We start from the raw sequence: 11493 nt of genomic DNA, 5'->3' as shown, positions 1-11493 counted from the left end.
CTGCTTGGGCGCGGGGGCTGGGGGCGTGGCGTTCGCCGAGGCGCCGGATGCGCCAGGTCAGGGCGCGGGCGGGGTTGTGGGCGTCGTCCAAAGTGCGCTCGCCAAGTGCCTGGTCCAGGACGGTGGCTGCGTTGTGCCCGGCCTTCTCCGCCCGCGTGAGCGCTGCGGTGAGGGCGTCCCAGGCGGGGTCATCGAGGATGCGTTCGGCGTGCTCGGGCACGGCTTGCTGGAGGTGCTGGGCGTAGCGGTGTTGGGTCTGCGGGGTGGGCGCGCGGCGGGCCAGGATATTCAGGGCGGGTTCGGTGATCTGCCCGTAGACGGTCTGCAGGTGGGTGAGGGCTTGCTGGGCTGCTGCCTCTTGCTGAGCATGCCGACGGGTGCGGTGCCAGTGCAACGCGAAGGCGGCGGCGGTGAGCGCGGCGTCGACCAGCATGGCCAGGCCCGAACCGTCATCGTCTGGAGAGAGGCTGCGCCAGATCCTCTGGAGGCTGCGGCGCAACGTACGGGCGCTGTGGTGATCGGCTGTGATGCGGGAGCGGGTGGCGCGCTCGAAGGACGCGGCGGCCCGTTCCAGTTCGCCCTTCACCGCTGCTGGCGCGATGAGGGGGAGCAGGTCGAAGGTGGCGCCGAGGGACGCGAGCTGGCCCTGGGCCATGGGCTCGTCGCCGTGGACTAGGTGATGGGGAATGCGTTCTGCTGCGGCGGTGGCCTGGTGCCACGGATTGCCCTGTGGGGTGGCGACGGGGTCGGGGTTGGTGGTGGCGAGGCATTGGCGGATCCTGGGCAGAGAGAGGTCTCCGGCGAGGGTGGAGCCTGAGAACCAGACGGGGTCGCCTTGCTTGTTGGCGTCGCCGGGCAGGGAGATGCTGTAGCCGGTGATGTCGCCGGACGGGGCCCTCTTCGGGCGCACGTTCACGCCGGTCGCCTCCAGGAACGCGAAGAACTCCGCCTCGCTGGCGGCGGCGGCCACAGCGCGGCGTACACGTTGGCGGAGGATCTCTCGGGATGTGGCGTCCTGGCCCTGGCGCTTGGCCTTGAAGTGCTCCTTGCTGGTGTGGCGTTTGGCAGCGGTACCGTCACCGCGTTTGAGCTGTCGGAGGCCGTAGGCGGCTTCGATCTTTCGGGCCTCGTTCTGGACGGCGCGCTGGTCGTAGTCGCGCGTGGGGCGGCGGCCGTCTTGGCGTACGAGGGTGGCGGCGATGTGGATGTGGTCCTCGGCGTGGCGGACGGCCACCCATCGGCAGGCTTCCTCGTCGCCGTCGGGGGCGATGCTGGCGGCGGCCACGATGCGGTGGGCGATGTCGGCCCACTGGGCGTCGGTCAGGATCGGGTCCTCGGGGGCGGCCCGGACGGGGCAGTGCCACACGATGTGCTGCGGGGCCTTGTCGCCCAGCATCTTCACGGGCTGGTCGAGCTGTGTGACGAGCTGCCTTGCCACATCCTGTGGAGCGCGGTGCGAGCTGCGACCCGGGTCGGGAGCGAAGCCGTTCCAGGAAGCAACCAGGTGCGGGTCGGTGTGCTCGTTGGCCCTGCCGGGACCGAAGAGGTAGTGGATGGTGCGGCGAGTGGCCCCCGGTCCCGCACCCAGGATGATCTTAGGCAGCACTGGGTCACCGTCCCTCTAGTACGCGGGCGACGGCGGCGTCCACATCGTCGAGAGACGCCTCCACGTGATCCATCAGGCGTTTGACGTGGTCGGGGTGGGGCCAGGCGCCGTCCTTGTTGAGGTGCCGGACCAGTTGGTTGAAGTTGCGGCCGATCATGCCCAGCTGGTTGTTGGCGGCCAGCAGTGCTTTGACCATGGCGCGGTAGTCAGCGACCGCGGCGGTGGGGTCCTCGGCGCGGGCGGCGGCCAGCGAGCTCTCGGCCACGTAGCCGCCTGTGGCCATGCCGCTTCGGGCGGCGGCGTTCTCGACGAGGGCGAACTCGGTCTCGTTGTAGCGGGGGTGGACGCGGCGCTCGCGTTGCTGCTTGTCACGCGGGCGACGGCGCGGCGCAGGCTGCTGCGGCACGTTCGACGACGACTCGTCGTCCCCTCCCTCGGTCGGCGCCCCCGGGCCGGCCGTCTCCGGTGCAGCCTCGGCGCCGGACGCCTCCGCCTCCCCTGGGGCGGAGGCCGGGTAAGGACTCCTTACCCGACAACTTGCTGCGCCGTCGGTGGCTGGGGCGGATGGCCTGGAGGTGGGGTCGTGCTCGGGCACGGGCGGCTCCCTTGGTTCGGTGTCGTTGCACTCGTCCCACTGGTTGCATGCCTGGTCAGGACAGGGACGGGTCAGTGGGGAGTGACGAGTCGACTCGTTGCGGGCCCAAGACCCGTCCCCGCGCTGACCTGCGCGGGGACGAGTGGGACCGGTCGATACGGGTCAGGCTCCGGTCGCGGCGGGCGCTTCGGCCTGCACCGGGATGGTGGGGCAGTAGCGGGTCCAGGCGTCCTGGAACCTGTTGCGGGCGAAGCCCTTGGCCTGGCCGCCGTCGGGGAAGCGGATGTTGGCCGACTGGATGCCGTAGTCCTTCAGCAGCAACTGCAGGCCGCGAGGGGTCAGGCCGTTGGTGCCGTACTCGGCCCACGGGGCTTCCGGGTCCTCCTTGAGGACGGACAGGAGCCGGTTGGTGGACAGGGCCTCGGGGTTTCCGCAGGAGGCGAAGGCGGACCGGATATCGGCCAGGATGCGGGTCTTCAGGCCGCCGTCCTCGTCCTGACCGGCCTCGTAGTCGGACATGGTCTTGCACGCTGACCGCGCTGTGGCGGGCCACTGACCGCCCGCCAGGTCGGCGACCACCACGAGCGGCTCCCAGGTGTCCGCCGCCCGGTCTTCGACCGGCATCGGCGGCTCCATCTCGACCGCCTGACCGGCGACCTGACCGGCCCATGCCTCCAGCCGGTCACGGAGCCCGTGCAGGCCAGGAGTGTCACGGCGGGCGCGGAACGAGGCGACCTTCTCCCCCGGGGCCCGGCGGCGCATCCGGATCACGATCGACCTGTCCATGATCGTGTCGGGGAGTTCCCCGATTCCGGCCAGGGCCGCCATGGCGAACGTGGGGAACTCGGTGGGCTTGTGCTCCGGCCCGGAGATGCGCAGGGCGGGGCGGTTGCGCTGGTGACCGGCGTTCAGCAGGCCACGCAGGTCCTCGTTCTTCTCCGCCACCTTCGGGGTCCCGAAGAGGGTGTCCGCCTCGTCCACCAGGAGGGTGGGCGGCTCCTCGGTCACCGACCGGAAGACCGCGGCCGTACTCGCGTTGACCGTGATGACCGGCTTGTGCACGGTCTCGGTGACCACATCCAGCAGGCGCGACTTCCCGCACCGCTTGGCCGGGCCGACCACCGCGAGCCTCGGCGCGTGCTGGAACGCGGGCTGCAGGTGCGTGGCCGCCACCCACAGCGTGACCGCGTCCAGCGCTTCCCTGCTCGGCAGGATCACGTACCGCGCGATGGCCGACCGCAACTCGTCCAGCAACTCCGCCGCATCTCCCCCGGTCCCCTCACCGGTCCCGGGGACCGGTCCCGTCGGGCCATCCATCTGCGACGGTCCCGGCGACGTGTGGGGACCGGTCCCCACCGCGTCGGCGACATCGTCACGGTCTCCAACGGTCCCGGAGCCGCCCTGCGGCACCTCGGTCCCCGCCCCTTCAGCCGGTTCGGTCCCGGTCCCCGGGCCGCTGTCCTGCGAAGAAGAGGGCACGGTCCCCAAGCGGGCGGCAGGGGACCGGGGACCGGTCCCCGTACGATCCCGGCCCCCATCGGTACGGTCCCGGGGACCGGTCCCCACCTCCACGTGGTCCCCGGTCCCCGAACCCTTCCGGGGACCGGTCCCCTCCCGTTCCGCTCCTTCGGGACCGTCCCCTTCGTGGGGACCGCACCCCTGGCCGGGGACCGCGACGGGAGGCCAAGGCATCGGCTCGGGGACGGAATTGGACGCGGATGTCGTACGTTGCATGAGGCAACTCCTCACCTGGCGCCTGCGGGCATACGTGGCCCTCCGGCGACCGGATCGTGTGAAGGCGTAAGGGAGTTCGCTGAGCCTCCGGCGTTGGCCCGCCGGGGGCTCTCTCGCGTCCGGCGCTGCGACCGCCGCGACCGCCGCGAGGGAACACGGACCGTACGTCCACGCCCGCCAGCAGTCCAGCGATTCTGTGTCAGCTCAGCGCAGAACCGTCTGCTACTTTGCCGCTCGCTCACGCGGCCAGACCGAGCAGATCCAGCAGATCCGCAGTCACCACGCGGTAGGTGTTGCCGAGCCGCAGCACCTTGCACGGGTACGCGCCGCGCTTCGCCAGCTCGTACCCCTTGCTCCGCCCGAGCCCCAACGCGCGATTGCTCGTATCCAGGTCAACGGCAACGGGGAGAGCGAGAAGCTCCTCCCGGCTCATCCCCTTCGAGTGTCCGGCCGTCGCGTCTTCGCGCATGCAGCGCGCCCCTTTCGGTACAGCCCTCGGCGAACGCGCGCATCACGTCCGGCTCCAGGCGTCACCAACCAGGATGACCAAGCTAATGTGTCTCTATGACACAACACGATTCGGATGCTGATGAGGATGACGTCCCGGAGTGGGTGGACCGGGTCAAGGCCAACGTGGCCGGTGAAGTCCGGCGCAGAAGGAAGGAGATGGGATGGAGCGCGCAGGACCTGGCGGACCGGTGTGAGGAGCTTGGGCATCCCGTCCCGCGCAACGTGATCGCCAACATGGAATCCGGGCGCCGGGCGAGCCTCCCGTTGGTGGACGTCATGGTCCTGGCGGCGGCCCTGGAGACGTACCCGATCTGCCTGATCTTCCCGGTCGGCTACGTCGAGGAGACCCAGGAGCTCCCCTTCGAGGAACTCGTGCCCACCTGGCAGGCGCTGCGGCACTTCACCGGCGATGAGGAGGTGCTCGGCTACGACGCGGGACTGCTCTCCGAGTTCGAGCAGCACACCAGCCTCGTCCAGACCGCCCTCGCCGCACACCAAGAGGAAGGACGGGCCTGGTTCGAGGCCAGGACCGCCACCAACCGCGCCCGCAAGGAAGAGGCCGAGCGCAGGCACACCGAGTACGCCGACCAGGCCATCCACGCCAAATACAACCTCCGCCACCTCCGCCGGGGGATCCGCGAGGAGGGCGCCAACCCACCCGATCTGCCACTCGGACTCGAAGACGTCGACCCGCCCGAGTCCAAACCGAACCCAGCTCCGGAGGATCGCCTTTGAAGGGTTCTACACACCGCCGCTGCTACTGCCGCGACGCCGAGACCGGCAAGCCGCTCGGCAAGAAGTGCCCCAAGCTCTCCAGCCGCAAGCACGGCTCCTACTCCGTACGCCAGGAACTCCCGCCCCGCCCCGACGGCACCCGCCGTTCCTTCAGCCGCGCCGGCTACGAGAGCCTCAAGGCCGCCCAGAGCGCCCTCGACCACGTCCGCGCGCTCCTCGCCCTCGCCGACTCCGACGACCCCGAGAGCGTCGAACTGATCGCCGCCATGCTGGACGAGGTGAACCGGGAAAAGGCGCCGCTGCCGAACGTCGAGGAGACCCGTCGGCGCCTCTCGTCGGGCCTGAACCTGCGTGGCAGCCTCACGGTCGGCGAGTGGCTGGAGAGCTGGCTGGCGGCGAAGAAGCGCCGTAAGACGACGCTCAACGGCTACGCCTCCCACATCCGCGCCCATCTCAAGCCACACATCGGCCACATACGGCTCGACCGCCTCAACGTCGGCCATCTGGTGGCGATGTTCGACGCCATCGCGGACCAGAACGAGGTGATCGCAGCGGAGAACGAGGCACGCCGCGCCCAGACCGCCCGCTGCAAGCCCAGCAAGCCGGGTCGGCCCGTCGGCACCGAGCGGGCACGGCTCGCCCAGGAGCGGGCGAAGCTCGCCGAGATGAAGCCGTTCCGCAAGCCGACGGGACCGGCGACGCGTCAGGCCGTACGCCGTACCCTGCGTGCCGCGCTGAACTCGGCCATCGCCCAGCAGCTCATCACGTTCAACCCGGCCGCCCATGTCGAGCTGGAGTCCGGCAAGCGCCCCAAGCCGCTCCTCTGGACAGACGAGCGCGTCCGGCGATGGCACGAGACGGGTCAGATCCCTGGCTCGGTCATGGTCTGGACGCCCGCCCAGTTCGGCGCCTTCCTCGACGCGGCCGAGGGTGACCGCCTCTACGCCCTCTTCCACCTGATGGGCACGCGAGGGCTCCGGCGCGGCGAGGCGGTGGGCCAGGAGTGGCTGGACATCGATCTCGACGCCCGCCTCATCACGCCCTCCAAGGAGATCGTGGTCGACGGCTGGGACCCGTACGAGTCCGAGCCCAAGACCGAGGGCAGCTCGAACACGATCGCCCTCGACAGCCTCAACGTGGCCGTCCTGCTGGCCCACCGGGCACGGCAGGACGAGGAACGCCGCCGCTGGGGCCAGGCGTGGCAGAACACCGGCAAGGTCTTCACGCGGGAAGACGGCTCCTGGCTCCACCCGGAGATGGCCTCCGAAGCCTTCCGTCGCATCCTCGCGACGACCGACCTCCCACCCATCACACTTCGTGACCTACGTCACGTAGCGGCCACCCTCACCCACGGAGGCGGCGGCGACCTCCACGCGGTGAAGGAGACGCTCCGGCACTCCACCATCGTCCTCACGTCGGACACCTACACGAGCCTGCTCCCCGAACTCGACCGCGAGATCGCCGAAAAGGCCGCACATCTCGTCCCCAGGGCCCGTCGGGCGGCCTCGACTGCCGATTCCACGTCCGATCGTGCATCGCTGGACCTTTCGGATCCACCAAGGTGAGTCCGGAGGCTTCATAGCGAGACAGAAGGACTCCCGCTCGCTGCGCGATCAGGACAGTGACGCACTCCGGCGGGACGTTTACTCATGGTGAGGGGACCCGGCAAGGCGCTTAGCACGTACTCGACGCAACCCTGACAGGTGTACACGACGATCCGGTCAGCATCGCTGGCCTCGCGCGCGACAGCGTGGACGCCGTTGTAGGCAGACGGGCCGAGGGCCGTGGCCTCACAGACGGCCGAGCGAAGCTTCGGCATCGAAGACTTGTCTCATCATTCTGTGCAGTCCCCCCAACGAAGGCTCAGCGTCTCTGGCACTCTACTGAACGAGTGGAACTGCCTGGACTGATGTTCAACCGAGCATCTCGGAGGGACCCATGGAATGGTTCTTAGGGCCGGTTGTCGCCCTATTGACAACCTTCGCCGCATACGGCGCATGGAGACTCTACGGAGACGCTCGTGAGCGACGACGCGGCCCAGTCGCCCGGCAGCCAGCGTCGCCTGAACAAATTCTCCTGGACGCCTACCGGCAAGCGCTGCGTGCAGCGGGCGACAACGCATGGCTAGCAACAGACGACGCTGGGAGCGGTCAACTCGTCGATCTCCAAGCGCGCTGGGAAAAGGTACGCAAGAGAGTGTCGCCAACGGAGCAGCCTCCTACCGCCCACTCCGTACGAGCGCACCTTCGTGTCACCCAAGAAAGACATGAGGTGCTGAAGCGCGCTTCAGTGCCACCCAGCACACTCGATCTCCTATCGCAAGCCCGCTCAGGGCTCGCAGACGCATCCACGATAGAAGATCCGAATTCAAGGTATGCGGCTGCCCATCTCGCTGCCTTGCGAACTGCGGCTGCAGTTCTTGCTACCCGAGGGCAGCCCGAAAAAATTTCGCGCCGCCGCCGCAGTGGCATCAGATCCGCCTGGGCGCTCCTGCCCGAGGTCGCCCCCGAGCTAGCTGATTGGAGCGCCCTATTCGCCGCCGGAGCTAGTCTTAGAGCCCGGGCAGAGGCCGGCATTGAAAATGCCGCCACGCAGAGGGACGCCGACACGATTATGCGCGATGCAACTACATTCCTGCTAATAGTGGAGCGAATGCTCGTAGCGCCAAACCCTCACCAGCCAACCTCGATTGACCTGATCGAACTGACTGAAAATCGCGACGCAAACGCCGCAGTAAGACACCTTGCGGAGGGCTTCGACGACCTGTTCCGCGCCCTAGGGCCGCCACCTCCTGGGCTAAAGCAGAAGCAAACGGTAGTAGACGGCGGCGGGGGGACAGTGCGATGACGCGCGAAGCTTCAGGCGTGCCACGGCATGAGCAGACCGGCCTCGATATTGCCATGCAGTGGGCAGATCTTCCCGCTGAACACTTACAGGCAGCACTAAAAGCACTGGAGCCGCAACTCAAACGTGAACATGAGCTGAGAATGGCGCAGCAGTCGGCTCTTCAACAGATGCAGCTCGAGAGTATCCGTCTCGAAACCCGCGAGAGAGCGGCTCGACGGTCTCACGTCCTGCTAATTACAGGCCTAGTGGCTGGGTTCCTACTCAGCGCGGGAATGCTTGTAGCAGCAGTGCTGATAGGAATGCAAGGGCACATTGGACTGGCTTCCATGCTCTCCGGACCCAGCGTAATAGCCCTTGCCTCACTATTCGTGTTGCGCCGGTCCGATGCCGCCCAAACCAGGGCAGTATCGCGAGCACACTCCAATACTGTACAAGCAGAATCACCACCTCCACCGTGACTTATCTGCGAAAGGTGTCGGCCATATCCGCATCGGCTCAATAAGCGAGCCGAAACACCCCGTGGCGCTGAACGGGAAAGTATCTCCACTCAGCGGGGTCAGGCTGGAGAAGAGGAAGGCCGCCCCGAAAGCTGCTCCGCCGAGCAGATGCCACAGCATCCGCCGTGCCCTGCGCGCCGGGCTCATCTCAGCGATCTGCCAACTGCTCATCATCCTCACGCGCCCCACAGGCGAACCTGCCTCGGGCAAGGCGCGATGGTCCGAGCGCCAGAACAGTGCAGCCGCTTCCTGGACTTGGCCGAGGGGGAACGCCTACGCACCCCTCTTCCGGCTCATGGGTAGCAGCGGGGCCAGGTGGCCAGGGCTAGCCTCGACGCTGGCCTGGCCCCGCTCCAAGACCACCTAGGGAACCTTCGACCGCGTCCTCGCCACGACCGGCGTGCCACCCGTCGCACTCGCCCCGGACACGCACCCCGTGCCAACTCGGCGGGATCGACTGTGAGGTTGCTCATAAGGCCGTGGGCTGACTCCCCGAACTCGGCTGTCCGCCCTGGGCCACGGTGGCTGATGCCACGTCCGCTCACGCATCGCTCACGCAAGAGCCCGGAAACGACGAAGCGTCCGGGCCCACCGAAGTGGACCCGGACGCGAAGTAGCAGGTCAGAGGGGTGGACCCTCCCTGCTGGGAGTAGGCCGTGTGGGACTCGAACCCACAACCAATGGATTAAAAGTCCACTGCTCTGCCAATTGAGCTAACGGCCCACACCGAGCAGCATAGCCCGCGCCTGTGGCGCTCCTCGAAGGCATTCCGCCTTCGAAGACACCTTCGATGGCGACGGCCGTGCTGCCCGGCCGTCACGTCAGCCGTTGCGCTTCCAACGGGGCTTGTCCGCACGGCGGTCGGAGGTGCTGCGCGAGGTGCCGTTGCGGCTGGGGGCGTGCGAGCCGTAGGAGCCGCCGTTGCCGCGGCCGTACGGGCGGCGGTCGTCGCGGCGGTCGCGGTCCCGGTCCCGGTCGCGGTCCCGGTGGACCGGGCGGTCGTCGCGGCGGAAGCCGCCCCGCCGGTCGTCACGGCGGTCGTCGCGCCGGTCGTCGCGGCGGAAGCCGCCGTCCCGGCGGTCCCGGTCGCGGTCACGGTCACGGTCCCGGTCGCGGCGGAACGTGCCGCGGTCGCCGCGGTCGCTCCGCTCGCCCCGGTCGTACGGGCGGCGGTCCCGGCGGTCGGAGGAGCGGCGGTCGGCGGTCTCCCGCTCGCGCTTCTCGCGCTTCTCGCGCTCCGCGCGCTCGGCCCGTTCCGCGCGCTCCCGGCGCTCGGCCTCCGCCTTCGCCTCGGCCGCCGCCTCCACCGCCTCGGCCTCGGCTGCCGCGGCGAGGGCGGCCTCCGGGTCCTCACCGCGCTCGCGGGCGGCGCGGGCGATCAGGAGGGTGGCCTCGTCGCGGAGCTCGGCCGCGCGGCTCTGGAGCTTCTCCAACTGGCGGCCCAGCTGCTTGGCTTCGCGCTCGGCCTGCCGGGCGGAGTTGGCGAGGGACTCGGCCTGCAGCTCGGTGAGGGAGCGGGCGCCCGTGATCCGGGCCACGTCCTCGTCGAAGGCGTCGCCGCGTCCGATGAGGTGGCGCGAGGCGTCGACGCCCGCGTCCTCCATCAGGCGGAAGATCTGCCGCCGCTGGTGCGGCAGGGCCAGCGAGACGACGGTGCCGGACTCGCCCGCGCGGGCCGTACGGCCGGAGCGGTGCAGATAGTCCTTGTGGTCGCCCGCGGGGTCGACGTTCAGGACGAGGTCGATGCCGTCGACGTGGATGCCGCGCGCGGCGACGTCCGTGGCGACCAGGACGTTGACCTTGCCGCCCTTGAAGTCCTCCAGGGTGCGGGTGCGGGCGCCCTGGGTCATGCCGCCGTGCAGCGCGTCGGCGCGTACACCGACCTCGGTCAGCTGCTCGGCGACGCGGTCGGCGCCGAGCTGGGTGCGGACGAAGATGATGGTGCGGCCCTTGCGCGCCGCGATGGCGGCGGTGATGGGGGACTTGTCGCGCGGCTTCACGATGAGCACGTGGTGCGTCATCGTCGTGACCGCGCCCTGCGCCGCGTCGACCTCGTGCGAAACGGGGTCGACGAGGTAGCGCTTCACCAGCGAGTCGATCTCCTTCTCCATCGTCGCGGAGAAGAGCATGCGCTGGCCGCCCTCGGGGACGAGGTCCAGGATCTCGGTGACCTCCGGCAGAAAGCCCAGGTCGGACATCTGGTCGGCCTCGTCCAGGATCGCGGTCTCGACGTCGTCGAGGGAGCAGGAGCCGCGGTTGATCAGGTCGCGGAGCCGGCCGGGGGTGGCGACGAGGACGTCGACCCCGCGCTCCAGCGCCGAGATCTGGTTGGCCATCGAGGTGCCGCCGCAGACGACCTTCAGCCGCAGCCCGAGCGTGTCGCCGTACGGCTGGAGCGCGTCGGAGACCTGCATGGCCAGCTCGCGGGTGGGCGTGAGGATCACGCCGCGCGGCCGCTTGCGCTCCGTGCGCCCGCCACTGAGACGGGTGAGGAGGGGGAGGCCGAAGGAGAGGGTCTTGCCGGAGCCGGTGCGGCCCCGGCCCAGGACGTCCTTGCCCTCCAGCGCGTCCGGGATGGTCGCGGCCTGGATGGGGAAGGGGGTGGTGACACCGTTCTGCGCGAGCTTGCGCACGACGGGCTCGGCGAGGCCGAGGTCGGCGAAGGTGACGGTCGCCTCGTCGTCCGGCAGGACGTCGAGGGCTTCTGGCGTGGCAACGGACATACGAGTTACGAACCTTCCGGAGTCATTCGGCACGCGCCCAGACCTGAACTCCGTGAATTCGCAAACGACCGCCTCAGTGCGGTCAGCCACGGCCAGAGAGGAACGCGCCACGCGGCGCGCTCTGCTGACGCCGTCAGCAGAGGGGCCGGGCAAATGGGATCAAACGATCTACCACCATACGCGTGCCGAGTGCCGCAACGCAAATGCGCCCGGAGACGCCGTCACGAGGCCCCTCCCCTCTCCCCC

At 69.1% G+C, this 11493-nt stretch carries 7 protein-coding genes, 1 tRNA gene and 1 pseudogene; 3 read left to right on the top strand and 6 right to left on the bottom strand.

Annotated elements, in window-relative coordinates; translation table 11 throughout:
• The 4 genes from G5C65_RS20725 to G5C65_RS20710 form a co-directional block, all read right to left on the bottom strand.
• Nucleotides 1-1606, bottom strand: a 1606-nt coding sequence (locus G5C65_RS20725) for a relaxase/mobilization nuclease domain-containing protein (protein WP_165300386.1), incomplete at its 3' end; no start/stop codon positions are given.
• Nucleotides 1607-1610: 4 nt separating this feature from the next.
• Nucleotides 1611-2012 (bottom strand): plasmid mobilization protein, encoded by a 402-nt coding sequence (locus tag G5C65_RS20720; RefSeq protein WP_165300385.1) that lies wholly within the window; start codon nucleotides 2010-2012, stop codon nucleotides 1611-1613.
• Between the two features lie 351 nt (nucleotides 2013-2363).
• Complete coding sequence (locus G5C65_RS20715) at nucleotides 2364-3518, bottom strand: DUF3631 domain-containing protein (RefSeq protein WP_165300384.1); 1155 nt, start codon at nucleotides 3516-3518, stop codon at nucleotides 2364-2366.
• A gap of 655 nt (nucleotides 3519-4173) precedes the next feature.
• Complete coding sequence (locus tag G5C65_RS20710; protein ID WP_165300383.1) at nucleotides 4174-4404, bottom strand: hypothetical protein; 231 nt, start codon at nucleotides 4402-4404, stop codon at nucleotides 4174-4176.
• Between the two features lie 95 nt (nucleotides 4405-4499).
• Here G5C65_RS20710 and G5C65_RS20705 point away from each other — a divergent pair, with 95 nt between their 5' ends.
• The 3 genes and pseudogenes from G5C65_RS20705 to G5C65_RS39395 form a co-directional block, all read left to right on the top strand.
• Entirely contained in the window at nucleotides 4500-5180 is a 681-nt protein-coding gene (locus G5C65_RS20705) for a helix-turn-helix transcriptional regulator (protein ID WP_165300382.1), read from the top strand.
• A complete protein-coding gene (locus G5C65_RS20700; RefSeq protein WP_165300381.1) occupies nucleotides 5177-6745 on the top strand; it encodes a site-specific integrase in 1569 nt (522 codons plus the stop codon). Before G5C65_RS20705 ends, G5C65_RS20700 begins: the two co-directional genes overlap by 4 nt.
• 631 nt (nucleotides 6746-7376) lie before the next feature.
• Nucleotides 7377-7859 (top strand): annotated as a pseudogene (locus tag G5C65_RS39395) (SAV_6107 family HEPN domain-containing protein); the annotation flags it as partial.
• 1315 nt (nucleotides 7860-9174) lie between these two features.
• On the opposite strand, the gene G5C65_RS20690 reads toward G5C65_RS39395, so the two are convergent.
• Both G5C65_RS20690 and G5C65_RS20685 read right to left on the bottom strand, forming a co-directional pair.
• A tRNA-Lys gene (locus G5C65_RS20690) sits at nucleotides 9175-9247 on the bottom strand.
• Nucleotides 9248-9345: 98 nt separating this feature from the next.
• A complete protein-coding gene (locus tag G5C65_RS20685) occupies nucleotides 9346-11247 on the bottom strand; it encodes a DEAD/DEAH box helicase (RefSeq protein ID WP_165300379.1) in 1902 nt (633 codons plus the stop codon).
• Nucleotides 11248-11493: the final 246 nt, after the last annotated feature.

The sequence above is a fragment of the Streptomyces boncukensis genome (genome assembly GCF_011045075.1).
GTDB classification, from domain to species: Bacteria; Actinomycetota; Actinomycetes; order Streptomycetales; family Streptomycetaceae; genus Streptomyces; species Streptomyces boncukensis.
This window is presented reverse-complemented; position numbering and strand designations above follow the sequence as displayed.